Here is a 26,413-nt window from a genome sequence, read left to right on the forward strand (position 1 = left end):
TGGAGTACAGGAACCTGTCCACAAGAGGTCTCCACCACTTCGTGACACGCGAAGGCCCCCGGAGTGCGCGCGGGCACACTCCGGGGGCCTTCGGGACGTCGGGCCGGGGCGGTCTGCTACTTCTTGTCGCCGCCCTTGCCGCCCTTGCCCTCGTCCCCGCCGCCGCTCATGGACTCGTAGATCTCCTTGCACATGGGACAGACCGGGTACTTCTTCGGGTCGCGCCCCGGTACCCAGACCTTGCCGCACAGCGCCACGACGGGGGTGCCGTCGAGGGCGCTCGCCATGATCTTGTCCTTCTGGACGTAATGGGCGAAGCGCTCGTGGTCACCGTCGCCGTGGGACACCTGCGGCGTCGGCTCGACGAGGGTCCCCGTACCAGTCCCGCGCTCGGGCTCGAGAGTGCTCATGAATGCCAGGGTACTGAAAGCCGGGGTCCCGTAGCCCACACGGACCGGCCGGGACAGCCGGGCGCGGGCCGGCGGGGCCGGATCAGTTGAGCGAGGGGTCGTCCGGGTAGGTCGCCACCATCGCCAGGTCGCCCCGCTGACGGCGCAGGACCTCCCGCCACAGCCGCTCGGGCGCCGGACACGACACGTCGCCGGGCTCCGACTCGACCACGTACCAGGCGCCCTCCTCCAGCTCGTCCTCCAGCTGCCCGGGGCCCCAGCCCGCGTACCCCGCGAAGATCCGCAGGGCGCCCACGGCCGGCGCCAGCAGCTCCGGCGGCGCCTCCAGGTCCACCAGGCCGATCGCGCCGTGCACCCGCCGCCAGCCCAGCGGCGCCCGCTCGCCGGACGTCCCGCCGGGGACGACGGCGACGCCCAGCGCCGAGTCGAGCGACACCGGGCCGCCCTGGAAGACCACGCCGGGTTCGCCGGCGAGATCGGCCCAGCCCTCCAGGATGTCGCCCACGTCGACGGGCGTGGGCCGGTTGAGGACGACACCGAGGGAGCCCTCCTCGTCGTGGTCGAGGAGGAGCACCACCGCACGCTCGAAGTTCGGGTCCGCAAGGGCGGGCGTTGCCACGAGCAGCCGCCCCGTGAGCGAGGACACCTCGGTCATGCCAGACATGATCCCGCATGTTCCCCTCCCGTGGGGAGGCAATCGGAGGCACGGGGGTGAACACGCACCCCGCGCGCGCCCCTCGGTCGTGACCCCCCGTGTGCGCCGGGGGACACCGCGTGTTGTGACAAATCCATGACGTGGGTCGACCGTGCGCGGACTTACTCGGCTGGGGTACAAGGCGATTACCCTTTCCCTTCTGGCCCCTGCCCGAACCCCACGGAACGCGAGATTCATGACCGTCAACGGCGCTGATGACGTACTGCTTGTCCACGGCGGAACCCCGCTCGAGGGCGAGATCCGGGTCCGCGGTGCGAAGAACCTCGTGCCGAAGGCGATGGTGGCCGCCCTGCTGGGCAGTGCGCCGAGCCGGCTGCGCAATGTGCCGGACATCCGCGACGTGCGGGTCGTACGCGGACTGCTGCAACTGCACGGGGTGACCGTCCGTCCCGGTGAGGAGCCCGGCGAGCTGGTGCTCGACCCCTCGCACGTGGAGAGCGCGAACGTCGCCGACATCGATGCCCACGCGGGCTCGTCGCGCATCCCGATCCTGTTCTGCGGCCCGCTGCTGCACCGCCTCGGGCACGCCTTCATCCCCGGCCTCGGCGGCTGCGACATCGGCGGCCGGCCCATCGACTTCCACTTCGAGGTGCTGCGGCAGTTCGGCGCGAAGATCGAGAAGCGCGCGGACGGCCAGTACCTGGAGGCCCCGCAGCGGCTGCGCGGCACGAAGATCCGGCTGCCGTACCCGTCCGTCGGCGCCACCGAGCAGGTGCTGCTGACGGCCGTGCTGGCCGAGGGCGTCACGGAGCTGTCCAACGCCGCCGTGGAGCCGGAGATCGAGGACCTGATCTGCGTCCTGCAGAAAATGGGCGCGATCATCGCGATGGACACCGACCGCACCATCCGCATCACCGGTGTGGACGAGCTGGGCGGCTACACCCACCGCGCCCTCTCGGACCGCCTGGAGGCCGCCTCCTGGGCCTCCGCGGCGCTGGCGACCGAGGGCAACGTCTACGTGCGCGGCGCCCAGCAGCGCTCGATGATGACGTTCCTCAACACCTACCGGAAGGTGGGCGGCGCCTTCGAGATCGACGACGAGGGCATCCGCTTCTGGCACCCGGGCGGCCGGCTGAAGTCCATCGCCCTGGAGACGGACGTGCACCCCGGCTTCCAGACGGACTGGCAGCAGCCCCTGGTGGTCGCCCTGACCCAGGCCACGGGCCTGTCCATCGTCCACGAGACGGTCTACGAGTCCCGTCTCGGCTTCACCTCCGCGCTCAACCAGATGGGCGCCCACATCCAGCTCTACCGCGAGTGCCTCGGCGGCTCCGACTGCCGCTTCGGCCAGCGCAACTTCCTGCACTCGGCGGTCGTCTCCGGACCGACCAAGCTGGAGGGCGCCGACCTGGTCATCCCCGACCTGCGCGGCGGCTTCTCCTACCTCATCGCCGCCCTCGCGGCCCAGGGCACCTCCCGGGTCCACGGCATCGACCTGATCAACCGGGGCTACGAGAACTTCATGGACAAGCTCATGGAGCTGGGAGCCAAGGTGGAACTGCCGGGCAAGGCGCTCGGCTAGACGTCGGCACGACGCCGATGGGGCGGTCACCCGAACCCGGGTGACCGCCCCATCGGCGTCGTGCTGTGCGCCCCGAGAGGGGCGCGGGGAACTGCGCGGCCGACCCCAGACGGCCCGCGGCCGCAGGACGACCCGTACACCGTGCGAACGGCCCGCGCAGAACCCGGCGCTCCAAGCGGAGCGCTTACTTACCCTTGGCGGCTTCCTTGAGCTTGGAGCCCGCGGAGACCTTGACGCTGTAGCCGGCCGGGATCTGGATCGGCTCGCCGGTCTGCGGGTTGCGGGCGGTGCGAGCGGCACGGTGCGTGCGCTCGAAGGTCAGGAAGCCGGGGATGGTGACCTTCTCGTCGCCCTTGGAGACGATGTCGCCGACGACGTCGGCGAACGCGGCCAGCACGGCGTCGGCGTCCTTGCGGGTCACCTCGGCGCGGTCGGCCAGCGCGGCCACCAGCTCACTGCGGTTCATGTTGTTACTCCCGTGTTCTTCTTGCCGTTGAGGCGTGCCACGCGGCGGAGCCGCATGTTGGGCACAGCGATGCCGATGCTGCCAGGGGCCTCGGACACTCCCCGGACCCGGGTCGGTCGTCAGACCCTCGCGCCCAGGGAGGCATCCTGCCTCCACCTGCGGCGGTAAAGCCAATCCGGCACCCCCAGGAGTCGTGAGAACACCCTTGGGAGTCACACGATGAGAGGGCCTGAGCCTTGCGCCACCCTAGAGGGCGATCCGAGGCCGTCCGTTCCGCGACGCGCCGGTGGGGCGGCCCGCCGTGATGATCCTCACCACCACGCCACAGACCGCCTGCCCGCGTCCGGGAGAACTACGCCACCACCCCGGCGGCCTTCGCCGCCTCGCGCACGGCGCCCGCGACGGCACCGGCGACCTTGTCGTTGAAGACGCTGGGGATGATGTAGTTCGGGTTGATCTCGTCCTCGGTCACCACGTCCGCGAGGGCGTGCGCGGCGGCCAGCATCATCTCGGTGTTGACCGTGCGGGACTGGGCGTCCAGCAGACCGCGGAAGACGCCCGGGAAGACCAGCACGTTGTTGATCTGGTTCGGGAAGTCCGAGCGGCCGGTGGCGACGACGGCCGCGGTCTGCCGGGCGATCGCCGGGTCGACCTCGGGGTCGGGGTTCGCGAGCGCGAACACGATCGCGCCGTCCGCCATGGCCGCCACGTCCTCGCCGTCCAGGACGTTCGGAGCGGAGACGCCGATGAAGACGTCCGCGCCGTGCACGGCCTCCTTCAGGGTGCCGGTGAGGCCCTCGGGGTTGGTGTTGTCGGCGATCCAGCGCAGCGCCGACTCGGGCGCGGCGTCGACCAGGTCCGCGCGGCCGGAGTGCACCACGCCGTGGATGTCGGCGACGACGGCGTTCTTCACGCCCGCGGCCAGCAACAGCTTCAGGATGGCCGTACCGGCGGCGCCGGCGCCGGACATGACGACCCGGACGTTCTCGATCGGCTTGTCGACGACGCGCAGGGCGTTGGTCAGGGCCGCGAGGACGACGATCGCCGTGCCGTGCTGGTCGTCGTGGAAGACCGGGATGTCCAGGGCCTCGCGCAGCCGGGCCTCGATCTCGAAGCAGCGGGGGGCGGAGATGTCCTCCAGGTTGATGCCGGCGAAGCCCGGGGCGATGGCCTTGACGATCTCGACGATCGCGTCGGTGTCCTGCGTGTCCAGGCAGATCGGCCAGGCGTCGATGCCGGCGAAGCGCTTGAAGAGGGCCGCCTTGCCCTCCATCACGGGCAGCGCGGCCTTGGGGCCGATGTTGCCGAGGCCCAGCACCGCCGAGCCGTCCGTCACGACCGCAACGGAGTTGCGCTTGATGGTCAGGCGGCGGGCGTCCTCGGGGTTCTCGGCGATCGCCATGCAGACGCGGGCCACGCCGGGCGTGTAGATCATGGAAAGGTCGTCGCGGTTGCGGATGGGGTGCTTGGACGCCATCTCGATCTTGCCGCCGAGGTGCATCAGGAAGGTACGGTCGGAGACCTTGCCCAGGCTGACGCCCTCGATGCCCCGCAGCTGCTCCACGATCTCGTCGGCGTGGGCGGTCGAACCGGCGGCGATGGTGACGTCGATGCGGAGCTTGTCGTGGCCGGAGGCCGTGACGTCGAGGCCGGTGACGGAGCCGCCGGCGGACTCCACCGCGGTGGTGAGCTGCGAGACCGCGGTCCCGCCCGCGGGCACCTCCAGTCGGACCGTCATCGAGTAGGAGACGCTGGGCGCCGTTGCCATGGCCGACTTCCTCTGCTTTCACCGTGTAGCTGCGTTGTGCCGTCCGATCGTCGCACCTACCACCGAGTACGTGGTAGCCGCCCCGGATTGCGAACTTTGAGTTCGCGCGCCGTTCCCGCACCGGAGGGGCGACACTTTCGGAAAACGACTTCCACCATACGAGAAGTTGAGCCCGTGCGGAAGAGGGAACCCGAAGCCGTGCCCGGGTCCGCGAAAGAACCCGCGGGAGGGGAATTGTCTTGCGGGGATCGTTTGTTACCTTGGACGTGGCACCGGCCCGATCCAAGCCCCCGGGCCCAACCTTCGTCGCTACGAGCGACCACTTGCCGCGAGGCGAGCATGGCGGGTCGGTGCCACTTGAACGAGACGAGAGGCCCGCGCCGACGGCGCGGGCCTCTCGCATGCTCCGGTGCGGGCGGTCCACCCGCACCGGCGCCTCAGTCGCGGAGCAGGTCCGGCACGCCCGAGGCGTCCGGTTCGTCCCGCTCGCCGGAGACGATCGTCAGCTGCTGGGTGGCCCGGGTCAGGGCGACGTAGAGCACGCGCAGCCCGGCGGGCGACTCGTCGGCGATCTCGGCGGGCGAGACGACGACCGTGGCGTCGTACTCCAGACCCTTGGCCTCCAGGCTGCCGAGCGCCACCACGCGGTCGCCGAGGCCGGCCAGCCAGCGCCGGGCCTCCTCGCGGCGGTTCATCGCGACCACGACACCGACGGTGCCGTCGACGAGGTCCAGCAGCCGGGCCGCCTCCGCCCGGACCGCCTGGGCGAGGCTCTCCTCCACCACCGCGAACCGCGGCTGCACGCCGGTGGAGCGCACCGCCGTCGGGGACGGGGAGCCCGGCATGGCGAGGGCGAGCACCCTGGCCGCCAGCTCGGCGATCTCCGCCGGGTTGCGGTAGTTCACGGTGAGTTCGAAACGGCGGCGCGGGCGGGTGCCGAGCGCCTCGTCACGGGCCGCCGCCGCCTCGTCCGGGTCCGACCACGAGGACTGCGCCGGGTCGCCGACCACGGTCCAGGTGGCGTGCCGGCCGCGGCGGCCCACCATCCGCCACTGCATGGGCGTGAGGTCCTGCGCCTCGTCCACGATGACGTGCGCGTACTCGGTGCGCTCCTGCGCGAGGCGCTCGGCGCGCTCCCACTGGGTCTCCTCGCGCTGCGGCATCAGCTCGTCCAGGCCGGTCAGCTGGTCCAGCGGGTCCAGCTCGCGCCGCTTGCGGGGGCGGGCCGGGGTGCCGAGCACGGCCTGGAGCTCGTCGAGCAGGGCGATGTCGTGCACCGAGTGGCCCTCGCGCCGCAGCGAGCGGGCCACCTTGCGGACCTCGCCCGGGGTGAGGATCCGCCGGGCCCAGCGGCCCAGGCGCCGCTCGTCCGCCATGGCCGCCAGCACCGCGCCCGGGGTCAGCTCCGGCCACCAGGCGTCGAGGAAGGCGATGAACGGGTCCTCGGAGCTGACGTCCTCGTCGAAGGAGGAGCGCAGCTCGGCGGCCAGCTCGGGGTCGGCGTGCCGGGTACCGGCGCCCGACTTCGCCCACAGCGCGTCCAGGATCAGCCGGCGGGCGCGGGGGCGCAGCAGGTTGACGGGCGCGGTGCCGCCGAGGACGGTACGGCGGATGCCGGCCAGCTCCTCGCCCTCCAGTTCGAGGCGGCGGCCGAAGGCGACGACCCGCAACAGGGTCGGCGATCCCTCCGGCTCCAGCGCCCCTCGCGCGGCCCTGCGCAGCACCCGGAGCATGCGCGAGGAGCCCTTGGCGCGGGCGGTGGCCGGGGAGTCGTACAGCGTGGCCTCGGCGCCGTCGACCAGCGAGCCGATCGCGCGGATCGCGACCTGCCCCTCCTCGCCGAGGGAGGGCAGCACGCCCTCGGTGTACGCCACCAGCAGCGGGGTCGGCGAGACGATCAGGATGCCGCCCGCGTACCGGCGCCGGTCCTGGTAGAGCAGGTACGCGGCCCGGTGCAGGGCGACGGCGGTCTTGCCGGTGCCGGGGCCGCCCTCGACGTACGTCACGGAGGCGGCGGGGGCGCGGATGACCAGGTCCTGCTCGGCCTGGATGGAGGCCACGATGTCCCGCATGGAGTGGGTGCGGGCCTGGCCGAGGGCGGCCATCAGGGCGCCGTCGCCGACGACGGCCAGCTCCTCGCCGTCCAGGCTGGCCCGGACCTCGGGCCGCATCAGGTCGTCCTCGACCCCGAGGACGCGCCGCCCCTTGGAGCGGATCACCCGGCGGCGCACGACCCGGCCCGGGTCGACCGGCGTGGACCGGTAGAACGGGGCGGCGGCGGGCGCCCGCCAGTCGATGACCAGCGGCGCGTAGTCCTCGTCCAGGACGCCGATGCGGCCGATGTGCAGGGTCTCGGCGATGTCGGCGGTCCGGTCGGGCCGCAGGGCGCCCTCGGCGGGCTCCACCGCCGTGTACGCGCCGTCCGGGCCCTTCTTGCCGTCCTTGCCGAGCAGCAGGTCGATCCGGCCGAAGAGGAAGTCCTCGAACTCGTTGTTCAGACGGCTGAGGTGGATGCCGGCCCGGAAGACCTGCGCGTCGCGCTCGGCCAGTGCGCCGGGCGTGCCGACGTGGCCGCGCTGGGCGGCGTCGTGCATGAGGAACTCGGCCTCGTGGATCTTCTCCTCGAGCCGGCGGTACACCCGGTCCAGGTGTGCCTGCTCCACGCTGATCTCTCGGTCCCGTACGGAGTCCTCCCGTGCGGACTTCTCCCGTACGGAGTCGTGCACCGAGTCGACCGCTGAGTCCTGTTGCGCCTGTGCGGCCACCGGGCCCCCTTCTGACGTGCTGGGCAGCCGTCAAAGGTACGCGAAGGGGGCGCCGGAAGCTACGCCACGCCGGGCGCCCGCGCTACGCGTCCACCTCCACCAGCCGCTCGCCGTCGAAGGTCATGACCTCGAAGTGGTCGATCTGGTTGGGTTCGAAGGCGGCGCCGCCGTGCACGTAGAGCGGCTTCTTCGCCTTCTCGGTGGTGGCGTCCGGGATGCCGTAGCCCCAGTCCGGGACGGTCCAGGAGCTGAGCGTCTCGCGCTCGCCGTTCTTGCCGACGGCGATCAGGGAGCACTTCTGGGGTCCCTTGACGTTCTTCAGTTCCAGGACGGCCTCGGTGCCCCAGGCCTTCTTCTCCAGCGCCACGGTCGCGCTGACCTCGGTGGCCGGGTCGGTCGCCGTGACCCGGTCGGGCATGGCGGCGAAGGCGGACTCGGCGGGGCCGGCGGCCGTCCGCGTCGCCTCGGTCTTCCGGCCGCCACCGCCGTCGTCACCGCCTCCGGTGGTCGCCACCGCGGCGAACGGGCCGCCGATGATCAGCGCGGCCGCGGTGCCCACCAGGTAGAAGTTGCGGCGCCGCTTGCTCGCCCGGCGCTCGGCGACCTCGTCGACGAGCTTCTCCGCCAGCCGCGGGCCCGGTTTCACCGTCAGCGACTCGGCGATCGCGGGTGTGCCGGTGCCGGGGAGGTCCGCGAGCGCGGCCATCATCGGCTCCATGCCGGCCAGCTCGTCGAGTTGCTGGGCGCACCACTCGCAGCCGGCGAGGTGGGCCTCGAAGGCGGTGGCCTCCGCGTCGTCGAGGATGCCGAGGGCGTAGGCGCCGACGGTCTCGTGCTCGTTCGGCGCCGGTGATCCCTGCATGGGGACAGAATTACCCGTATCACCCGGGCCGAATCCCCCGCCGAAACCCTGAACTCCCCCGTACCCGCTCATCACGCCGTCACCCCCCGCTCCTCCAGAGCCAGCTTCATCGAACGCAGGGCGTAGAACACCCGGGAGCGCACGGTGCCGCTGGGTATGCCCAGTGTCTGCGCCGCCTCGTTGACGGTACGCCCCTTGAAGTACGTCTCGACGAGGACCTCACGGTGAGCCGGGGTCAGGTCGTCGAGCGCGTCCGACAGCGTCATCAGCCACAGCGCCTTGTCGATCTCGTCCTCCGCGGGGATGACCTCCAGCGGCGACGGATCGACCTCCTGCGGCCGGGCCTGCCGGCTGCGGTGGCCGTCGATGACGATGCGCCGGGCGACCGTCACCAGCCAGGGGCGTACCGATCCGGTCGCACGGTTGAGCTGACCGGCGTTCTTCCAGGCACGGATGAGCGTCTCCTGGACGACGTCCTCGGCGCGCTGCCGGTCCCCCGCGACCAGCCGCAGCACGTACGCCAGCAAGGGGCCCGCGTGCTCCCGATAGAGGGCGCGCATCAGCTCCTCGTCGGGTTCCGAGGACGACTGGGACATGCGATGTCGGGCCCTCGCACCACGTTCACCGGCCACGACGGAATCCTTGCGCACGCCCACCTCCGATGTCCGGGGGTTCCCCCAGTCGGTCGCTCGCCCATCCGGTACGTGCGCGAGGTGCGGGGCGTTCAAAGCGCGTCGACAGTTTTCTGAGAGACGCGTGACGAAGGGGACGCGGGGGGAGTTACCGGGCGAGGGCGGCGCGCCTGCGGTGCCGGGCGACGCGTTCGCGGTTGCCGCAGATCTCGCTGGAGCACCAGCGCCTGCGTCGGCCCCGGGAGGTGTCCATGTAGACGATCGGGCAGTTGTCGCCCTCGCACTGCCTGAGGCTCGCCCGTGCGACGGGGTCGGTGAGCAGCTCCACCGCGTCCCGGGCGAGGGCGCCGAGCAGGGCGGCGCACTCCGGCGGCCCGGTCAGCTCCCGTACCAGCGCGCCGTCCTCGCCGTGGACCGCGCGCGGGGCGGGGGGCGCCGCGGTGGCGAGGGCGTTGACGCGGTCGAGCGCGAGGTCGTACGGGTGGGTCCGGGGCGCCGGCCGGCCGCGCACCAGTCTCGTGGTCTCGCGGCGCAGTTCGCGGAAGGCGGTCAGCCAGGAGGGGTCGGCGTGGGTCAGCGGGGTGCCGGGCGGGACGAGTCCGGAGCCGGTGATCCAGGCGCGCAGCACCTCGACGGACTCCAGCCGCTCCACGGGGTGGGTGGTGGCGATGAGGTCCAGGCAGATCCGCCCGGTGTCGAACCGCAGCTCGTACGGGTCGGTGGCCGTACCCAGTGCCATGTTCCTGTCACCGCCTAGGGGTTGCCCGGTGGGGCGGGCCGGAGAGGGGACCAGGTGGTTCGCTCCCTCTACAGTGCCTGCCCGCTCCCGCGCCCGGAACCCCTCGTACCGCCCTGCCGTGAGCGGGGCCGGCGCACCGGCCGGGCGCGGGGCAGGCAGGCGCCCCCCTGCCCCCGACTCGGGGCACCGGCCCGCGACTTGTACCGTGTGACGGGCGCTCGGGGCCGATCCGGCCGGGCCGTCCTCGAAGTCCCCGGCGCTCCCCCCACGTACGCCCTTCCGCGAGGAGAACCCCACGCATGTCCCGCCCCATCGCCCGACGTTCACGGCCGCGCCGTCCGGCTCTGCTCGCCCTCGGCCTGACCGGCGCCCTCGCCCTCACGGCCTGCGGCGGTGACGCGGACAAGGGTGACGACGCGCCCGCCCGGAGCACCGGTGCCGCCCGTCAGGGCCTGCTCACCCCAGAGGCGGCCGCCGAGGTGGTCGACACCTACGAGCGGGTCAACAACCGCGCGAACGCCGCGCGGAACGAGAAGCTCCTGAGCACGGTGGAGACCGGGCAGGTCCACGAGCAGTCGAGGGCCGACTACACGCTGTGGGAGACCTGGTCGAAGAAGGATCAGAAGGAGTACGCGTCCGCCTTCCACTACACGGACCGCGAGTACCTGATCCCGCCCGCCGGCAGCGGGGTGTCCTGGTTCGCCGTCAAGGCCACCTCCAGCGCGGCCCCGGACCAGAAGGGCGCGCTGCTGGTCTTCGACAAGGCCGGCGGCAGCACGTACCGGATGACGATGGCGGTCTACGCCGACGAGGCCCCGATCCCGGAGGTCGCCGTCGACGAGCAGGGGCTCGTCACCCCCGCCGACCCGTCGGAGAAGGTCGGCGCGCTCGCCCCCGACCAGCTCGGCGACCACTACGAGGACTTCTTCGAGAGCGGCGGCAGGAAGAAGGCCGCGAAGACGTTCGCGCCGACCGAGACCTCGAAGGGCTCGATCGAGGTCCACGACGAGGGCCCCGACGACGACCTGGAGGAGTACGCGACCGAGAAGTACTTCGCCGCGGAGCCGGCCCACCCCGAGGTGTACGCGCTGAAGCTCGCCGACGGGGGCACGCTCGCCCTCTTCCCGACCGCGCACACCAGCGAGCTGATGCTCAAGCCGCGGTACCTGAGCGGCTTCGACATCACGCCCAACGACGAGGAGGCCCGCTACGACGCCACGAAGCGGGACGTGGTCACCGACGAGTTCCAGGGCCAGGCGCTCGCCGTGCTGGACCCGCGGGACAAGCCGCGGGTGACCGCCATCGAGTACCGCATGGTCGACTCCCGGTGAGCGGCGTGCCCCGCGCGGACGCCGCCCGCGCGGGGCACGCCTCACCCGTCCGTGTACTTGGCGTCCGTGGCCGGGTCCAGGGCCAGGCGGTAGCCGCGCTTGACCACCGTCTGGATCAGCTTCGGGGTGCCGAGGGCGGTACGCAGGCGGGCCATCGCCGTCTCGACGGCGTGTTCGTCGCGGCCGGTGCCCGGCAGGGCGCGCAGCAGGTCCGCGCGGGGCACGACCCAGCCGGGCCGCCGGGCCAGCGCCCGCAGCAGGGACATGCCGGCGGGCGGCACGGCCCGCAGCTCCCCGTCGACGAGCACCGCGTGGCCGCGGATCTCCAGCCGGTGCCCGGCGACCGGCAGGGCCCGGGCGCGGCCCGGCAGTTCCTGGCAGAGCAGCTGCACGAGGGGCCCGAGCCGGAAGCGCTCGGGCTGGACCGTGTCGATGCCGTGCCCCTGGAGCGGCACCGCGGTGACCGGTCCCACGCAGGCGGGCAGCACGTCGTGGCCGAGCGCGGCGAGCAGCTCGGGCAGCAGGCCGCGCTCCTCGGCACGGGACAGGAGGGAGGCCGCGGCGGGCGCGCTGGTGAACGTCACGGCGTCCACGCCCCGCGAGACGGCCGCGTCCAGCAGCCGGTCGACCGGGCCGAGGTCCTCGGGCGGCAGCCACCGGTACACGGGCACCCCGACGACCTCGGCGCCGCCCGCCCGCAGCGACTCCACGAACCCCGGCAGGGGCTCACCGTGCAGCTGGACCGCGATCCGGCGCCCGTCGACGCCCTGCTCCAGCAGCCGGTCCAGCACCTCGGCCATGGACTCCGAGGCCGGCGACCACTCCTCCGTCAGGCCGGCGGCCCGGACCGCGCCCTTGACCTTGGGCCCCCGGGCGAGCAGCTCCACGGACCGCAGCCGCTCCAGCAGGGCGTCCCCGAGCCCCCAGCCGTCGGCGGCCTCGACCCAGCCGCGGAAGCCGATGGCCGTGGTGGCGACGACGACGTCCGGCGCCTGGTCGATGAGCTGCTTGGTCGCGGCCAGCAACTCGCTGTCGTCGGCGAGCGGCACGATCCTGAGCGCCGGGGCGTGCAGGACGGCCGCACCGCGCCGCTGGAGCAGCGCGCCGAGTTCGTCGGCCCGGCGGGCGGCGGTCACGCCCACGGTGAATCCGGCGAGGGGGCCGTGGTCGGATCGCTGTCGTTCGTCGTCCATCAGTCTCGTCCCGATCGTCCCGGTCGTCGTGCTGCGTGCACGGCGACCGAGCCTGTCAACGGTGCGTGACAGGCTCGGTTCCGCTTCATGTCACCAGTGTTACGTCATACCTCGGCGTAGCTGAGCCGGGCCTTCGGCTCGGCCGGGTGCGACGGCCCGTCCGGCGCCGGCGGGGCCGGACGGCGAAGGTATACCGCCCAGGTGACGGCGAAACAGACGGCGTAGTAGGCGAGGAAGGCGACGAAGGCGCCGGTGCCCGAGCCGAGGGAGAGGAAGGACTGCCGGAAGGCGAGGTTGATGGCGACGCCGCCGAGCGCGCCGACCGCGCCGATCAGGCCCATGGAGGCGCCGGACAGCCGCCGCCCGTGCGCCACGGCCTCCTCGCCGGTCAGTCCCCGGGCCAGCGCCTTGTTCTGGAAGATGCCGGGGATCATCTTGAACGTGGACCCGTTGCCGAGCCCGCTGAGCACGAACAGGACCACGAAGACGGCCACGAACAGCCCGAGCGACCCGGCCATGCTGGCCGCGACGAGTACGGCGGTGGCGGCGGCCATGGCGACGAAGTTCCACAGCGTGATCCGCGCGCCGCCGTACCGGTCGGCGAGCCTGCCGCCCAGCGGCCGGATCAGCGAGCCGAGCAGCGGGCCGATGAAGGTGAGGTACGCCGCTTGCAGCGGGGTGCGCCCGAACTGGGTCTGGAGCACCTGCCCGAAGGCGAAGCTGTAGCCGATGAACGAGCCGAACGTGCCGATGTACAGCACCGCCATGATCCAGGTGTGGGCGTCCCGGGCGGCGTCCTTGGCGGCCCCGGTGTCGTTCTTCACGGAGGCGAGGTTGTCCATGAAGCAGGCGGCGAGGACGGCGGCGACCAGGATCAGCGGGATGTAGATGCCGAGCAGGACCCGCGGACCGCCGCTCGCCCCGATGATCGCGAGGGCGGCCAGCTGGATGACGGGCACGCCGATGTTCCCGCCCCCGGCGTTGAGACCGAGCGCCCAGCCCTTCTTCCGGAGCGGGAAGAAGGCGTTGATGTTGGTCATGGAGGAGGCGAAGTTGCCGCCGCCGACGCCCGCGAGCAGGCCCACCAGGAGGAAGGTCGAGTACGACGTCCCGGGCTCCATGACCAGGAAGGCGGCGATCGTCGGCACGAGCAGCAGCCCGGCCGAGATGATCGTCCAGTTCCGCCCGCCGAAGACCGCGACCGCGAAGGTGTACGGCACCCGGACGACGGCCCCGACCAGCGTCACCACGGACGTCAGCAGGAACTTGTCGGCCGGCGTCAGCCCGTACTCGGGGCCCATGAAGAGCACCAGCACGGACCACAGCGTCCAGACCGAGAACCCGATGTGCTCGGAGAGGACGGAGAAGAAGAGGTTCCGCCGGGCGACGCGCTCCCCCGTCTCCTTCCAGAAGGTCTCGTCCTCCGGATCCCAGTGCTGGATCCAGCGGCCGCCAGGGACTGTCATGACGCCTCCACGGTGCTCCGTAGCTCGGTTGCACCGACGGTAGGCAGCACGCGTTTCGGGCCTGTGGGGCTGTGGATGACCGCGAGGGAACGTTGGTCTCACCCGGCGCCGGGGGGCGGTGAGAGGTCGCCGCGCGGCCCGCCGTCAGCCCCGGTGGGCCGCCCGGGAGCGCGAGGGGGCCGCGGCACGTTTCGTGCCGTTCGGCCACAGCCGTGGCTTCCGCTTCGCCGCGAGGTCCTCGACCCAGCCGACCGCCAGGACCATCAGGCCGATGAGGGGCCAGACGAGGGCGAACATCCAGATCGTGTACGCGCCGTCGAGGGCGCCGACCGCGCGCTCGCTCTGCATGAAGGGGAGCTGGTAGGCCAGGTCGATGATGGGCACCGTCGCCATGATCAGCAGGTTGTGCCACAGGTAGATGGTGACCGCGCGGTTGTTGGAGAGGGTCACCAGCTTGTCCCACCTCGCCAGGCGGCCGGGGAGTTCCTGCCACGACGGGGAGTACTGGAGCAGGATCACGACGAACCCGAACGACCAGGTGGCCTGGGCCAGCGGGATGTCGTTGAGGTCCCAGCCGTCGGGGCCCAGGTGGTTCGAGGCCCACCACAGGCCGAAGGCCATGATCAGGGAGGCGCAGGAGACGGAGACGTACCGCGGGATCCGCTTCAGCAGGCCGTCGTGGTGGGCGAATCCCAGGACCCAGCAGCCGCCGTAGACCGCGAAGTCGGTGATCGCGTTGCCGGTCTCCCCGGGGATCTTCACCAGGTCGGTGCCGACGACCGCGGTCAGCGCCAGCGGGGCCAGCAGCGTCGGCCAGGGGGCCTTGCGGAACAGCCACAGCAGCAGCGGCGAGGCGATGACGAACCAGAGGTACGCCCGCAGGTACCACAGCGGTCCCGCGGCCTGCACCGCCCAGGTGTCCTCCAGCAGGCCGGACGCGGAGCCGACGTGCCAGGGGTAGGGCGGGGCGCCGATCGGGACGAGGTAGTTGAACAGCTCGATCAGGCCCCAGGTGCCACCGCGGTCGGGGTCGTCCGTGGGGTTCCAGCCGTTGGCGAACATCATCGTCAGCACGACGACGGCGAACACCCACATCGGCGGCAGGAGCCGGCGCACGCGCCCGCGGATCACGCCCAGCGCCGGACGCTTCAGCGACCGTGCCATCAGCGAGCCGGCGAGCGCGAACATCACGCCCATCGACGGGAACACCACCGAGAGCCAGGCCCAGCCGAAGAGGTGGTAGACGACGACCCGGACCAGGGCGATGGAGCGCAGCAGGTCCAGGTACCGGTCGCGGCCGCCCTTCCCGGCGGCCGGGGCGGGGGCGGTCGGTGCGGCCGCGGTCGCCGTCGCCGTCGTCGTCGCGGGGACGGCCACGGGTGCGGGAACCGGCGCGGGCTCCGTCGTGCGCTGCCGCGGGACGGCGTACGGCGTCCCCGCCGCTCCGTTCGGCCTTCCGGTGGCCCCGTTCGGCATCCCCGCGGCGGTGCCCGGGCCACCCGCGTACGGGGTGCCGTAGGGGCTGCCGGCCGGTTCCGGGCTCGCACCCGGACCGGTCGTGTGTCCGTGGGTCATGCCACGGGCCTCCGATCGTCGTGACGCGCCGCACGCTGCTGCGGCACGGTGCCGCCGGGCGCCCCGACGACACCGGTGCGGCGCAGCTTCTGCCAGCGCAGCCGGCCGCCGGTGAGCGCCGTGATCCAGGACTGGAGCAGCACGACGTACATGAGCTGGCGGTAGAGGATCTGCTGCAGCGGCAGCGAGATCAGGTGGGTCATGCGCTCGCGGTCGAGCCGGAAGGCGTACGCCGCGCAGACCGCCTGGATGGCGAGGACGCCCAGCCACGCCGTGATCGTCTTCTGCGTGGGGCCGAAGACGATGCCGTAGAGCAGGAAGACGTCGATCAGCGGCGCCAGCAGCGGGGCCAGGACCATGAACAGGGAGACGAAGGGCAGGCCCACGCGGCCGAAGCGGCCCGATGGGCCCTTCTCGATCACCGCGCGGCGGTGCTTCCAGATGGCCTGCATCGTGCCGTACGACCAGCGGTAGCGCTGCGACCAGAGCTGCTGCACGGTCTCGGGGGCCTCGGTCCAGGCGCGGGCGTTCTCGGCGTAGACCACGCGCCAGCCGGCGCGGTGCAGCGCCATGGTGACGTCGGTGTCCTCGGCGAGGGTGTCGTCGCTCATGCCGCCGATGGGGGCGAGGGCGGAGCGGCGGAAGGCGCCCACGGCGCCCGGGATGGTCGGCATGCAGCGCAGCACGTCGTACATCCGGCGGTCCAGGTTGAAGCCCATCACGTACTCGATGTGCTGCCAGGCGCCGATGAGGCTGTCCTTGTTGCCGACCTTCGCGTTGCCGGCCACGGCGCCCACCTTCGGGTCGCCGAAGGGCTGGACGAGTTCGCGGACGGTGGACGGCTCGAAGACCGTGTCGCCGTCCATCATCACGACGATGTCGTGACTGGCGTTGGCCAGACCGCGGTTGAGCGCGGCGGGCTTGCCCGCGTTGAGCTGTCGGATCACCCGGACGCCCGGCAGTCCCATCGCCTCGACGATCCGTGCCGTGCCGTCGGTGGAGCCGTCGTCGACGACGATGATCTCGACGGGATGGTCACTGGCCATCAGCGACAGGACGGTGTTCTCGATGCACTTGGCCTCGTTGTACGCCGGGACCAGTACCGTCACCGGCTGGGTCACCGGTGGGCCCCAGCGGAAGCCCTTGCGGCGGACCCGGCGGGCGTGGATGCCGGAGAGCAGCAGCATCAGCACGAAGCGGCCGATGACCAGGGTGCCGATGATCGCGAGCCCCACCACCAGGCCGTCGGTGAGCTTCTCCGACGCCTGGACGAGGAAGACCCAGGCCTTGCCCTTCCACAGTTCGGCTCCGGTCACCGGGCTCATGGCGCTGGGCGCGTCCAGGGCCTCGGTGAGGTTGTCGAACTCGTACCCCTTCTTCTGCAGGTCGGGCAGGAACCGGTCCAGCGCGGCCACGGTCTGGCTGCGGTCGCCGCCCGAGTCGTGCATCAGGACGATGGCGCCGTCGCCGTTCTCCGGGGTGGCGCGGCGGATGATCTCGTCGACGCCGGGCCGCTGCCAGTCCTCACTGTCGGTGTTGTTGACGACGGTGATGTAGCCGCGGCTGCCGATGTACTCGGTGACCGGCCAGGACTTGTTGTCCATGGCGTCGGCGAAGGAGGAGTACGGCGGCCGGAAGAGCGAGGTGCGGATGCCTGCCGCGCCGGTGATCGCCAGCTGGTTCTGCGACAGCTCCCGGTCGATGCGCTCCTTCGACTGGAAGGAGAGGTCGGGGTGGTTGAAGGTGTGCAGGCCGACCTCGTGGCCCTCGTCGACCATGCGCTGCACGAGGTCGGGGTAGCGGGAGGCCATGGTGCCGGTGACGAAGAAGACGCCGTGCGCGTCGTGCTTCTTCAGCACGTCCAGCACCCGCGGGGTCCAGGTCGGGTCGGGGCCGTCGTCGAACGTGAGGACCAGGTGGTGGTCGGGCACGCTCAGGCTCTCGGTGCGGCCGCCCCGCACGTCGATGACCGGGCCGCCCTCGAGGATCTTCTCCGGCACCCGGTCGGTGGCGGCGGGCGGCTGGACGCGGTGGTCGGCGAGGATCTCGCTGTGCACGTAGCCGCGCAGCATGAGCATGGCCGCGAGGGCGACCAGGACGAGCAGCGGAAGCAGCAGGCGCAAGGGCAGGCGGCGGCGAGAGCCCTCACGGGCGCGGCGCGCGGCCCCGTGACGGCGGGTGCGGGATGCCATCAGAGGGTGTTCTCCGGGGACAGGGAAGAGGACGTGGAGGTGTGGTCCGGACCCGCTGGTCCGGCGACGACCGCGGGTCCGTCGGCGGTCCCGGCGGCGGAGAGCGGGTCTCCCGCACCGTTGACGGTCGTGTCGTCGCCGCCCGGGTCGGTGCCGGTGGTGGGATCGACGGTGGGTCCGGTCGGTTCGCCGGTGGGCTCGCCGCCGCCCGTGGGGACCGACGGGTCCGGGCTGGCGGGGGGCGGCGCCTGCGTCGACCGCGTCGGGTCGGGGTCGGTGGCGCCGCCGCCCGGCTGGGTGCCGGCCCCGGTCTCCGAGGGACCGGAGCCGGTGCCGGTGCCGGGCTGCCGCGCGGTGCCGGACGTGCCGGGCGCGGAGGCGTCGGAGCCGGGCGCCGTGCTCGCACCGCCGTCGGTGGAGGGGCTGGTCTGCGGGGCCGCGCTGCCGGTGCCGGAGGGCTGCGCCGACTGCGAGGGCAGCGGCGTGGTGTCGACCTGGCCGGCCGGCTTGCCCTCCTGCTGGCCCTCCACGGGCAGCCAGGGCGCGTTGGAGTTGCCGGACAGCAGGGTGGAGACGATGACCACGGCGTAGACCGCGCAGGCGACGCCGACGGCTATGCCGAGGCGTCGGTAGAGGCGGCTGCGGCGTCCCGAGGCGTCGACGAAGACGGGCCCGTCGGAGTTCTCCGAGCGGCTCTTGCGGTGCTGCCCGCTCTCGGCCCGGCGGATCACGCCGTCGCCGAGCTGGACGGCGTCGAGCTGGACCGTCACCTCGTGCGGGTCGTGCGTGTGATCGCCGGTGTCGGCGGCGTCGGCGACGGCGTCGAGGTCCGGGGTCTCCTGCCAGGGGTCGCGCAGGACGGTGGTGGCGGGGCCGGACGCGCTGGTCGGGAAGGCGCGGGTCGGTTCGGCCGGGAAGCCCGGGACGGCCGGGGGGAGGATGTCGGTCACGTCGGCGTCCACGCCGGTGCCACCCGGGCGGTTCCCGGCGGGGGTGACGCCGACGGGAGGGCTGACGGGGGGACCGACGGGAGCGGTCCGGGCCTGGTGCGCACGGGTCGGGTCCGCGCCGGCCGCGTTGGGGCCGGCCTGATCCGCGCCCGGCTGCCTCGGGACGGCCTGGTTCACGCCCGGCTGCCTCGGGACGGCCGGGTGGACACCGGCCTGGTCCGTGTCGGTCGCCGGGGTGGGGCTGCCCCAGGTGATCCGGGGCCGGTGCGACGGGTCGGTGGCCGGGCTCCCGCCCGTGGTGCCCCAGCCCGCCGGGCTCGGGTACGCGTGGGCCGGTCCCCCGCCTATTCGGTCCGTGCCCGTGCGGTCCCCGCCCGTCCGCGAACCGGGGAACTCCGTCGCGCCCGCGCTCCCGTGGGGGTCGAGCGGACGGGTCACGGCGGTCTCCGGTGACGGCCGGGCGGAACTCCACGGCCCGCCGGCACCCGCGGCGGCACCGCCGAGGCCCGCGCCGGGGCGACGCGCGGCGTCACCGGCGGCCCCGAACCATCCCGCGCCGCCCGGGACGGACGAACCGGATGAACCGGACGAGCCGGGCGGCATCGCGGCGTGCGGAGTCTCATCGGTCATCGGAAAGGCCCGAGTGGACGGAAACACGTCGGTGGCATCGGCGTCCTGTCCCGAACCCGGGAAATCGCGCATCCCGGACACAGCCTCGGACTCCTCCGCCTGGGCGTCTTTTTGCCATTTCTTCACGCGCACGCACTTCCCCCCACGGGACGGTTCCGGGTGCGCGTACGACGCCGAGCACTCGTCGGCCGAACCGGCCCTCACCTGGTTCGAGCGCCCCCTGTACCACACCGTGCTCAGGTCAAGAATGTAGCGCACGCGGAGGATGTGTGGTTCCCACGTGTCACTTATGGGCGGACATCACACCGGCGTCGACGGCCGGAATCCATCCCTCGGCGGGCTGGCGCAACCAGCCCTCCTCCGCCGCGACCTGCGCCGCCGCCCGGCGGAGCGCGTCAAGGGCCGGGTGTACCAGCCCCTTTCGCCACACCAGTGATACGGGCGACAGCGGCACCGGATCGACGAGCGGGCGCACCACCGTCGACGCCATGGCCGGAAAGCTCGCCACGGCGAGGATCGGATTGCGCGTCTTGTCCATGATCCGTTGGAATTCCTCCTCCCCGACAGCCAGCGGAACGGGTGGTGCCACCGCGATACCGCGTCCCTCGAACAGGTGGTGCGCGAGGTCCGTCCACTCCGGCGTCCGCGGGTTGCCGGCGCCGGCGTACACGGTCTCGCCCGCGAGCGCGGCGAGCGGCACCTTCGCCAGCCGGGCCAGCGGGTGGTTCTCGGGCAGGACGACCGCCATGGGCTCGTAGCGCACCGGCTGGTGGCCGAGGCCGGCCCGCAGCGCCGGGGAGAGGCCCGCGAACCGGCCGAAGGAGGCGTCGAGGCGGCCCGCGAGCAGTTCGGCGGCGGCGTACGTCAGTCCGCTCTCGTAACGCGCCATCAGCTCCGCCTGGGGCGCCAGCTCCCGGGCCCGTTCCAGGACCAGGCGGTGGGTGACCAGCCCCGGGGAGTTGAGGTCGACCAGCAGCGGACGGGCCTGCCCGAAGGCGGCCAGGAGGTCGTCCTGCGCCTGGAGGACGCGGCGGGCGTACGGCAGCAGCCGCTCACCGTCGGCCGTGAGGGTCACCTGCCGGGTGGTCCGGACGAACAGCTCGGCGCCCAGTTCCCGCTCCAGGCGCCGTACGTCCCTGCTGAGCGCCTGCTGGGCCACGTACAGGCGGGCGGCGGCGCGGGTGAAGTGCAGGTCCTCGGCGACGGTGACGAAGGCGCGCAGGAGGCGGGGATCGAGGTGGGCGGGTGCGGGCATCCGGCGAACTTACAACAGGCATGCGTGAATGGGGCGGGAGAAGGTGTTGGACCCGGTGATCACCCCGGGGCGACGGTGGACGCATGCCGCAACCGCCTTCCGTACGCCCGTCCACGCCCCCCGCCCTGCTGTCCCTGACGGCGGACACCCTGGTCGCCGCCGACTTCCGTCCACGCTCCCGGCACCGGCCGGCCGGCCCGTACCGGCGTCTCCTCTCCACCCCCGGCGCCCGCGGCTTCACGATCGGGAACCTCATGGCGCGGATGCCCATGGGCATGTTCAGCGTGAGCGCGGTCGTGATGATCGCCGGGGAGCACGGTTCCTACGCCCTGGCCGGCGCCGTCACCGCGACGGGGCTGGCGGCGACGGCGGTCGTCGCGCCGTGGACCGCGCGGCTCGTCGACCGGCACGGCCAGGCCAGGGTGGCGCTGCCCGCCACCCTGGTCGCCGCCCTGGGGTCGCTCGCCCTGCTGCTGTGCGTCCGGTACGACGCGCCCGCCTGGACGCTGTTCGCCGCGTACGCGGCCACCGCGACGACGCCCAACACCGGCGGCATGGCCCGCGCCCGCTGGGCCCACCTGCTGCGGGACAGGAGGGACGCCGCCGAGGCCCTGCACACCGCGAACTCCTTCGAGCAGGCCGCGGACGAGCTGTGCTTCATGCTGGGGCCGGTCCTCGCCGCGTTCCTGTGCACGGCCTGGTTCCCGGAGGCGGGCACGCTCGTCGGCGTGGTCCTGCTGGTCACCGGCATGCTGGTCTTCACCGCCCAGCGCTCGACCGAGCCGCCGGCCCGACCGCGCCCGACCGCGAAGGCGCCCCTGCGCGCCGCCGGGATCCCGCCGCTGCTGGCCGTGTGCCTGGCGACGGGCGGGGTGTTCGGGGCGATGGAGGTCGTCACGATCGCGTTCGCGGACGCACAGGGGCACCGAGCGGCCGCCGGTGTGGTCCTCGGACTCCAGGCGGCCGGCTCCTGCGCGGCGGGGCTGGTGTACGGGGCGACGAGGCCCAGCGGTTCGGCCGAGCACCGTCTGCCGTGGTGCGTCGCCGCGATGGCGGCCCTGCTGACGCTGCCGCTGCTCGCGGCGTCCCTCACGGGCTCCCTGCCGCTGCTGGCGCTCACGCTGCTCGTCGCCGGGATGGCCACCGCCCCGACGATGGTCACCACGATGACCCTGGTCCAGCAGCGCACTCCGGAGGGGCGCCTGAACGAGGGGATGACCCTGGCGGTGACGGGTCTGCTCGGCGGCATCGCCTGCGGCAGCGCGGCCGGCGGCTGGATGGTGGAACACGCCTCCCCCACGGCCGGCTACGGCGTCCCGGTCACGGCGGCGGCGCTGGCCCTGCTGCTCGCCCTGGCCTCCTCCGCCCGGGGTGCGGCGCACGGGCCGCGGGCATGACGAAGGCCCCGCCGCGTGGAGCGGCGGGGCCTTGGCCCACATGGGAACTGTGGAGATGGCGGGAATCGAACCCGCGTCCAACGGTGCGGAATCAGGGCTTCTCCGTGTGCAGTCCGCTTCGATTTTCTCAGCCCCGGAGATCACGCGGACAAGTCTCCGACGGGCTCAGTCACTGTTTGGTTTCCCTCTTCACCCCGTGACCGGGATCAAGGTTTAGTCCCCTAGCTGATGCCAGGATCCGGGTCGGGAACAGCCCCGGGCTGACACTCCCGTAGTAGGAGGCTCGCTTCGCTACCTGAGATCAGGCAGCGAGGGCGAAGGCCTGCTGGGAGGAATCGCGCTTGGTGTTGGCGATTATTTTTTTCGGCCTGTGGTTTACGAGATCATGGCCGCTTCCTCGACACGCTTCCCCTGCTTCGACAGCCGCTGTCGAAACCGATCATCCCCATGTTGATTTTTCAATCCGCGCACCCTCGGGGGGTGCGTTCACCATCGTACGTGACCAACGCACGCGGGTGCCAGCCTATTCCTCCCCTCCCCGGAGGTCAGGCCCGCTGCTTGCGCCTGATCGCCGAGATCGTGCGCTCCGCCTCGCGGCGGTCCTGCTTCTCCCGCAGGGTCTGCCGCTTGTCGTACTCCTTCTTGCCGCGCGCCAGCGCGATCTCGACCTTGGCCCGGCCGTCCTTGAAGTAGAGCGCCAAGGGCACGATCGTGTGACCGGTCTCCTGGGACTTCGCCTCCAGCTTGTCGATCTCCACGCGGTGCAGCAGCAGCTTCCGCTTGCGGCGGGCACTGTGGTTGGTCCAGGTGCCCTGGCTGTACTCGGGCACGTGCACGTTGTGCAGCCACGCCTCGTTGCCGTCCAGCTGCACGAAGCCGTCGGCCAGCGACGCACGCCCCTGGCGCAGCGACTTCACCTCGGTCCCGGACAGGACCAGGCCTGCCTCGTAGGTGTCGAGGATCTGGTAGTCGTGCCGCGCCTTCTTGTTCTGCGCGATCAGCTTGCGCCCTTTTTCCTTAGCCATAGTGCCGCCCATTTTGGCACTAGGGAGGGGGCCCGCGGAAAGCCGATTACGGGAGGGGCGCCGACGGGAGCGCCCGCCTACCGCCCCAGTCCGCTGAGCACCGTCCGCGCCCGGTCCAGCGCGGCCGGGCCGGCCGGGTCGACCGCCAGGTCGGGTGTGATGCCCGTGCCGTCCACGCCGCGGCCGGAGGGGGTGCGGTAGTGCCCGACGGTCAGCTCGGCCACCGAGCCCCCGGGCAGCCGGCTCGGCATCTGCACCGAGCCCTTGCCGAAGGTGCGGGAGCCCAGGACGACGGCGCGTCCGCGGTCCTGGAGGGCTCCGGTGAGCAGCTCGGCCGCGCTCATCGTGCCGTCGTCGACGAGCGCGACCAGGGGTCTGCCGGTGTCGCCGCCGGGGTCGGCGTGCAGGGCCCGCTGCTCGCCGTCGACGTCGTAGGTGGCGACCAGACCGCCGTCGAGGAAGGCGGAGGCGGCGGTCACGGCCTCGGCCACCAGGCCGCCGCTGTTGCCGCGCAGGTCGAGGACGACGCCCGCGCCGGACGGCACCCGCGCGACGGCGGCCCGCACCTGTGCGCCGACCCCCTTGGTGAAGGAGGTGACCTTGACGACGGTGACGCCACCGGCGAGCGTGCGCACGGCCACGGGGTCGGTGGACAGCGTGGCCCGGCGGACGGTCCTGGTCCAGGAGCGCGAGCCGCGTTCCAGGCCGAGCCGGACGGCGGTGCCGGCGGGTTCGGCCTCGGTGTCGCCGCGCAGTATCGAGACGACCTCGGTGACCGGGCGTCCGTCGACCCGCTCGCCGTCGACGCTGCGCAGCCGGTCGCCCTCGCGGATCCCGGCGCCGGCGGCGGGCGACCCGGAACGCACCCGCGTCACCTCGATGCGGCCGTCGCGCTCGCGGCGCGCGGAGAGCCCGACGCCGGTGTACCGGCCGTCGAGGGCCTCCTCCAACTCCTCGTACTCGCCCGGGGAGTAGACGGCTCCCCAGCGGTCGCCGCTGCGGCTGACGGCCTGTTCGGCGGCCTCCACGGGGGACTTGCCGTCGGCCATCGCCTCGGCGGCGGCGCGGGCCACCTGCTCCTGCCGTCCGGCGGGAGCGGCCGGGCGGGCCGTGTCGGGCGCGGGTTTCCGGTCGCCGCCGGGGAGCGAGCCGGTGGCGGCGCCCGCGACGAGTACTCCGGCGAACAGCAAGGTCAGGGTGGCCCCGTGGCGTGCGCGGCGGGGCTGACAGAACAGGTCACGGCCTGACATGCCGGTGAGTCTAGGACAAGGCGAGAGGGCCGAACGGTCGCTTGCCCGTTCGGCCCTCTTGGCATGTGTCACACCTTCAGGTACTTGCGCAGCGCGAAGAACGCGGCCAACGCGGGCATCAGCAGGCTCGTGGCGAGGATGAGCGGCAGCTTCGTCAGCAGCGCGTCCCAGCCGATGAAGTCGATCAGGGCCAGCTTCTCGGACAGGGCGAGCCCGTGGTCGATGAGGAAGTACCGCGCGGCGACCAGGAACGCGCAGGCGACCCCGCCGCCGATGAGCCCGGCGACCGCGGCCTCCATGATGAACGGCGCCTGGATGTAGAAGCCCGAGGCGCCGACCAGCCGCATGATGCCGGTCTCGCGCCGCCGGCTGAACGCCGAGACCCGCACGGTGTTCACGATCAGCATGAGCGCGACGACCAGCATGAGCGCCATCACCGCGCGCGCGGCCCAGTTCATGCCGTTGAGGAGTTCGAAGAGGCTGTCCAGGGTCGCGCGCTGGTCCGCCACGGACTGCACGCCGTCCCGGCCCTCGAAGGCGGTCGCGATGACCTGGTACTTCTCCGGGTCCTTCAGCTTGATCCGGTACGACTCCTGCATCTGGTCCGGCGTGAGCGAACTGGCCAGCGGCGAGTCGCCGAACTGGTCCTTGTAGTGCTTGTACGCCTCGTCCTGCGACTCGTACGTCACCTTGTCCACGACCGACAGCTTGTCGAGGTCGGCGAGGATCTGCTTCTTCTGGTCCTCGGTCACCGCGCCCTTGGCACAGGCGGGGTCGGACTTCGCGTCGCTCTTGTTGCAGAGGTAGACGGTGACGTTGACCTTGTCGTACCAGTAGCCCTTCATGGTGTTGACCTGGTCGCTCATCAGCAGTGAACCGCCGAACAGGGCCAGGGACAGGGCGACCGAGACGATGACCGCGAAGGTCATCGTGAGATTGCGACGGAGACCGACACCGATCTCCGAGAGGACGAACTGGGCGCGCATGGCGTCTCGTCAAGCCTTTCCGTTGCTCGTCAGTGCTGGTAGCCGTAGACGCCGCGCGCCTGGTCGCGGACGAGGCGACCCTTCTCCAGCTCGATGACGCGCTTGCGCATCTGGTCCACGATGTTCTGGTCGTGGGTGGCCATGATCACGGTGGTGCCCGTCCGGTTGATGCGGTCGAGCAGCTTCATGATGCCGACCGAGGTCTGCGGGTCCAGGTTGCCGGTGGGCTCGTCGGCGATCAGGAGCTTGGGCCGGTTCACGAAGGCGCGTGCGATGGCGACGCGCTGCTGCTCACCGCCCGACAGCTCACCGGGCCTGCGGTCCTCCTTGCCGCCGAGCCCGACCAGGTCGAGGACCTGCGGCACGGACTTGCGGATCTCGCCGCGGGACTTGCCGATGACCTCCTGGGCGAAGGCCACGTTCTCGCCGACCGTCTTGTTCGGCAGCAGGCGGAAGTCCTGGAACACGGTCCCCAACTGGCGCCGCATCTGCGGCACCTTCCAGTTGGACAGGCGGGCGAGGTCCTTGCCCAGGACGTGCACCTGGCCGTGGCTGCACCGCTCCTCGCGGAGGACGAGCCGCAGGAAGGTGGACTTTCCGGAGCCGGAGGAGCCCACGAGGAAGACGAACTCGCCCTTCTCGACCTCCAGGGAGACATCCCTGAGGGCTGGGTGGTTCTGCTTCGGGTAGACCTTGGAGACGTTGTCGAATCGGATCACGGGTGCACCACGGGTCGCCGGGGGTAGATGAGCGTGACCATACGCGAACCGGGGAGCGTGCCGCAGTCACCGGCCGGGGTTGCGCGACAGTGGCACGTTTTGTCCCTGCCCTTACGGGGCATGCACCCGGGTCCGGCCTCGGGGGGAAGGCGCGCGGGGCCCCACGGAACCTGGCACAGTGGAAGGGGAACGTTCACGGCGGTGTGGGCGTTGACCTGACGGAGCCGGCGGCAAGGAGGGCGAGCGCATGACGTACGACCGGTTGGTGTGCGCGAACTGCGCGGCGCCCGTGAGCGAGGGCCGGTGCCCGGTGTGCCGGGCCAACCGCGAGCGGCTGCAGCAGGGGAACTTCCTCGCGGGCCTGAATCCGATGACGCTGGTCGTGCTGCTGGCGGTGCTGATCGCGGCGATGGCCCTGCTGGCCCACCAGACCGTCTGAGACCCCGGAGGGCCCCTCCCGGGCCCAGAGGGCGCGGGACGCGAGGGCAGAGACGAGGAAAGGGCCCGGAGCGGGTGCGCTCCGGGCCCTTTCGTCCGCGTTCGCTGCGCGTATGCGGGTGACTAC

22 protein-coding genes and 1 other RNA gene are annotated in these 26,413 nt (G+C 72.3%); 4 read left to right on the forward strand and 19 right to left on the reverse strand.

Features of this window, described 5'->3' with window-relative positions:
* Nucleotides 1-116: 116 nt before the first annotated feature.
* Together ACGF5T_RS14730 and ACGF5T_RS14735 are read right to left on the reverse strand one after the other, a co-directional pair.
* A complete protein-coding gene (locus ACGF5T_RS14730; protein ID WP_162492103.1) occupies nucleotides 117-410 on the reverse strand; it encodes a DUF3039 domain-containing protein in 294 nt (97 codons plus the stop codon).
* An 82-nt stretch (nucleotides 411-492) separates the two neighbouring features.
* The gene (locus ACGF5T_RS14735) at nucleotides 493-1,065 is read right to left on the reverse strand and encodes a YqgE/AlgH family protein (RefSeq protein ID WP_356603935.1); all 573 of its coding nucleotides are present in this window, start codon (nucleotides 1,063-1,065) and stop codon (nucleotides 493-495) included.
* 235 nt (nucleotides 1,066-1,300) lie between these two features.
* Between ACGF5T_RS14735 and murA the strand changes: the two genes are divergently transcribed.
* Entirely contained in the window at nucleotides 1,301-2,647 is a 1,347-nt protein-coding gene (gene murA, locus ACGF5T_RS14740; RefSeq protein WP_053131822.1) for a UDP-N-acetylglucosamine 1-carboxyvinyltransferase, read from the forward strand.
* 184 nt (nucleotides 2,648-2,831) lie between these two features.
* On the opposite strand, the gene ACGF5T_RS14745 is transcribed toward murA, so the two are convergent.
* From ACGF5T_RS14745 to ACGF5T_RS14770, 6 genes are all read right to left on the reverse strand, one after another.
* Complete coding sequence (locus tag ACGF5T_RS14745; protein ID WP_003990598.1) at nucleotides 2,832-3,113, reverse strand: HU family DNA-binding protein; 282 nt, start codon at nucleotides 3,111-3,113, stop codon at nucleotides 2,832-2,834.
* Between the two features lie 352 nt (nucleotides 3,114-3,465).
* On the reverse strand, nucleotides 3,466-4,881 hold the full coding sequence (locus ACGF5T_RS14750) for an NAD-dependent malic enzyme (RefSeq protein ID WP_356612966.1): 1,416 nt from the start codon (nucleotides 4,879-4,881) through the stop codon (nucleotides 3,466-3,468).
* A gap of 437 nt (nucleotides 4,882-5,318) precedes the next feature.
* Nucleotides 5,319-7,646, reverse strand: a complete 2,328-nt coding sequence (locus ACGF5T_RS14755; RefSeq protein WP_361011148.1) for a UvrD-helicase domain-containing protein — start codon at nucleotides 7,644-7,646, stop codon at nucleotides 5,319-5,321.
* Nucleotides 7,647-7,728: 82 nt separating this feature from the next.
* Nucleotides 7,729-8,508 carry a zf-HC2 domain-containing protein gene (locus ACGF5T_RS14760; RefSeq protein ID WP_356612165.1) on the reverse strand — a complete coding sequence of 260 codons (780 nt, stop codon included), beginning with the start codon at nucleotides 8,506-8,508 and terminating at the stop codon, nucleotides 7,729-7,731.
* Nucleotides 8,509-8,579: 71 nt separating this feature from the next.
* Nucleotides 8,580-9,104, reverse strand: coding sequence for a sigma-70 family RNA polymerase sigma factor (locus ACGF5T_RS14765; protein WP_007450155.1), 525 nt, complete (start codon nucleotides 9,102-9,104; stop codon nucleotides 8,580-8,582).
* A gap of 184 nt (nucleotides 9,105-9,288) precedes the next feature.
* On the reverse strand, nucleotides 9,289-9,879 hold the full coding sequence (locus ACGF5T_RS14770; protein ID WP_366768579.1) for a CGNR zinc finger domain-containing protein: 591 nt from the start codon (nucleotides 9,877-9,879) through the stop codon (nucleotides 9,289-9,291).
* A 299-nt stretch (nucleotides 9,880-10,178) separates the two neighbouring features.
* On the opposite strand from ACGF5T_RS14770, the gene ACGF5T_RS14775 reads away from it, so the two are divergent.
* Nucleotides 10,179-11,210, forward strand: a complete 1,032-nt coding sequence (locus tag ACGF5T_RS14775; RefSeq protein ID WP_366768578.1) for a hypothetical protein — start codon at nucleotides 10,179-10,181, stop codon at nucleotides 11,208-11,210.
* Between the two features lie 41 nt (nucleotides 11,211-11,251).
* Here ACGF5T_RS14775 and ACGF5T_RS14780 read toward each other — a convergent pair whose 3' ends face one another.
* The 6 genes from ACGF5T_RS14780 to ACGF5T_RS14805 form a co-directional block, all read right to left on the reverse strand.
* Nucleotides 11,252-12,403 carry a uroporphyrinogen-III synthase gene (locus ACGF5T_RS14780; protein WP_361011157.1) on the reverse strand — a complete coding sequence of 384 codons (1,152 nt, stop codon included), beginning with the start codon at nucleotides 12,401-12,403 and terminating at the stop codon, nucleotides 11,252-11,254.
* 104 nt (nucleotides 12,404-12,507) lie between these two features.
* Nucleotides 12,508-13,869 (reverse strand): nitrate/nitrite transporter, encoded by a 1,362-nt coding sequence (locus ACGF5T_RS14785; RefSeq protein ID WP_356612157.1) that lies wholly within the window; start codon nucleotides 13,867-13,869, stop codon nucleotides 12,508-12,510.
* Between the two features lie 144 nt (nucleotides 13,870-14,013).
* Nucleotides 14,014-15,444 (reverse strand): acyltransferase, encoded by a 1,431-nt coding sequence (locus tag ACGF5T_RS14790; protein WP_366768577.1) that lies wholly within the window; start codon nucleotides 15,442-15,444, stop codon nucleotides 14,014-14,016.
* Nucleotides 15,441-17,636, reverse strand: a complete 2,196-nt coding sequence (locus ACGF5T_RS14795; RefSeq protein WP_356612153.1) for a polysaccharide deacetylase family protein — start codon at nucleotides 17,634-17,636, stop codon at nucleotides 15,441-15,443. Before ACGF5T_RS14795 ends, ACGF5T_RS14790 begins: the two co-directional genes overlap by 4 nt.
* Nucleotides 17,636-19,024 (reverse strand): hypothetical protein, encoded by a 1,389-nt coding sequence (locus tag ACGF5T_RS14800; RefSeq protein WP_356612151.1) that lies wholly within the window; start codon nucleotides 19,022-19,024, stop codon nucleotides 17,636-17,638. The genes ACGF5T_RS14795 and ACGF5T_RS14800 overlap by 1 nt, the downstream gene beginning before the upstream one ends.
* Nucleotides 19,025-19,499: 475 nt before the next feature.
* Nucleotides 19,500-20,471: a LysR family transcriptional regulator gene (locus ACGF5T_RS14805; RefSeq protein ID WP_366768575.1), complete on the reverse strand. Its 972-nt coding sequence runs from the start codon at nucleotides 20,469-20,471 to the stop codon at nucleotides 19,500-19,502.
* An 83-nt stretch (nucleotides 20,472-20,554) separates the two neighbouring features.
* Between ACGF5T_RS14805 and ACGF5T_RS14810 the strand changes: the two genes are divergently transcribed.
* Complete coding sequence (locus ACGF5T_RS14810) at nucleotides 20,555-21,868, forward strand: MFS transporter (RefSeq protein ID WP_366768574.1); 1,314 nt, start codon at nucleotides 20,555-20,557, stop codon at nucleotides 21,866-21,868.
* 47 nt (nucleotides 21,869-21,915) lie between these two features.
* On the opposite strand, the gene ssrA is transcribed toward ACGF5T_RS14810, so the two are convergent.
* The 5 genes from ssrA to ftsE all read right to left on the reverse strand — a co-directional run bounded on the left by ssrA (nucleotide 21,916) and on the right by ftsE (nucleotide 25,848).
* Nucleotides 21,916-22,315: a transfer-messenger RNA gene (gene ssrA, locus ACGF5T_RS14815) on the reverse strand.
* 98 nt (nucleotides 22,316-22,413) lie between these two features.
* Nucleotides 22,414-22,893, reverse strand: a complete 480-nt coding sequence (gene smpB, locus ACGF5T_RS14820) for an SsrA-binding protein SmpB (protein ID WP_356612145.1) — start codon at nucleotides 22,891-22,893, stop codon at nucleotides 22,414-22,416.
* A 77-nt stretch (nucleotides 22,894-22,970) separates the two neighbouring features.
* Nucleotides 22,971-24,143, reverse strand: a complete 1,173-nt coding sequence (locus tag ACGF5T_RS14825; protein WP_356612143.1) for a S41 family peptidase — start codon at nucleotides 24,141-24,143, stop codon at nucleotides 22,971-22,973.
* Between the two features lie 68 nt (nucleotides 24,144-24,211).
* The gene (ftsX, locus tag ACGF5T_RS14830) at nucleotides 24,212-25,129 is read right to left on the reverse strand and encodes a permease-like cell division protein FtsX (RefSeq protein ID WP_053131875.1); all 918 of its coding nucleotides are present in this window, start codon (nucleotides 25,127-25,129) and stop codon (nucleotides 24,212-24,214) included.
* Nucleotides 25,130-25,158: 29 nt separating this feature from the next.
* Nucleotides 25,159-25,848 carry a cell division ATP-binding protein FtsE gene (gene ftsE / locus ACGF5T_RS14835; protein ID WP_053131878.1) on the reverse strand — a complete coding sequence of 230 codons (690 nt, stop codon included), beginning with the start codon at nucleotides 25,846-25,848 and terminating at the stop codon, nucleotides 25,159-25,161.
* 247 nt (nucleotides 25,849-26,095) lie between these two features.
* On the opposite strand from ftsE, the gene ACGF5T_RS14840 reads away from it, so the two are divergent.
* Nucleotides 26,096-26,287 (forward strand): hypothetical protein, encoded by a 192-nt coding sequence (locus ACGF5T_RS14840; RefSeq protein WP_053131881.1) that lies wholly within the window; start codon nucleotides 26,096-26,098, stop codon nucleotides 26,285-26,287.
* The last annotated feature ends 126 nt before the right edge of the window (nucleotides 26,288-26,413 follow it).

It is taken from the genome of Streptomyces sp. NPDC047853 (genome assembly GCF_043204535.1).
Classification (GTDB): domain Bacteria; phylum Actinomycetota; class Actinomycetes; order Streptomycetales; family Streptomycetaceae; genus Streptomyces.

Coding starts and splice junctions, on each gene's coding strand:
- ACGF5T_RS14730 (WP_162492103.1), bottom strand. CDS start 410: ATGAGCACTCTCGAGCCCGAGCGCGGGACTGGTACGGGGACCCTCGTC.
- ACGF5T_RS14735 (WP_356603935.1), bottom strand. CDS start 1,065: ATGACCGAGGTGTCCTCGCTCACGGGGCGGCTGCTCGTGGCAACGCCC.
- murA (WP_053131822.1), top strand. CDS start 1,301: ATGACCGTCAACGGCGCTGATGACGTACTGCTTGTCCACGGCGGAACC.
- ACGF5T_RS14745 (WP_003990598.1), bottom strand. CDS start 3,113: ATGAACCGCAGTGAGCTGGTGGCCGCGCTGGCCGACCGCGCCGAGGTG.
- ACGF5T_RS14750 (WP_356612966.1), bottom strand. CDS start 4,881: ATGGCAACGGCGCCCAGCGTCTCCTACTCGATGACGGTCCGACTGGAG.
- ACGF5T_RS14760 (WP_356612165.1), bottom strand. CDS start 8,508: ATGCAGGGATCACCGGCGCCGAACGAGCACGAGACCGTCGGCGCCTAC.
- ACGF5T_RS14765 (WP_007450155.1), bottom strand. CDS start 9,104: ATGTCCCAGTCGTCCTCGGAACCCGACGAGGAGCTGATGCGCGCCCTC.
- ACGF5T_RS14770 (WP_366768579.1), bottom strand. CDS start 9,879: ATGGCACTGGGTACGGCCACCGACCCGTACGAGCTGCGGTTCGACACC.
- ACGF5T_RS14775 (WP_366768578.1), top strand. CDS start 10,179: ATGTCCCGCCCCATCGCCCGACGTTCACGGCCGCGCCGTCCGGCTCTG.
- ACGF5T_RS14780 (WP_361011157.1), bottom strand. CDS start 12,403: ATGGACGACGAACGACAGCGATCCGACCACGGCCCCCTCGCCGGATTC.
- ACGF5T_RS14785 (WP_356612157.1), bottom strand. CDS start 13,869: ATGACAGTCCCTGGCGGCCGCTGGATCCAGCACTGGGATCCGGAGGAC.
- ACGF5T_RS14790 (WP_366768577.1), bottom strand. CDS start 15,444: ATGACCCACGGACACACGACCGGTCCGGGTGCGAGCCCGGAACCGGCC.
- ACGF5T_RS14795 (WP_356612153.1), bottom strand. CDS start 17,636: ATGGCATCCCGCACCCGCCGTCACGGGGCCGCGCGCCGCGCCCGTGAG.
- ACGF5T_RS14805 (WP_366768575.1), bottom strand. CDS start 20,471: ATGCCCGCACCCGCCCACCTCGATCCCCGCCTCCTGCGCGCCTTCGTC.
- ACGF5T_RS14810 (WP_366768574.1), top strand. CDS start 20,555: ATGCCGCAACCGCCTTCCGTACGCCCGTCCACGCCCCCCGCCCTGCTG.
- smpB (WP_356612145.1), bottom strand. CDS start 22,893: ATGGCTAAGGAAAAAGGGCGCAAGCTGATCGCGCAGAACAAGAAGGCG.
- ACGF5T_RS14825 (WP_356612143.1), bottom strand. CDS start 24,143: ATGTCAGGCCGTGACCTGTTCTGTCAGCCCCGCCGCGCACGCCACGGG.
- ftsX (WP_053131875.1), bottom strand. CDS start 25,129: ATGCGCGCCCAGTTCGTCCTCTCGGAGATCGGTGTCGGTCTCCGTCGC.
- ACGF5T_RS14840 (WP_053131881.1), top strand. CDS start 26,096: ATGACGTACGACCGGTTGGTGTGCGCGAACTGCGCGGCGCCCGTGAGC.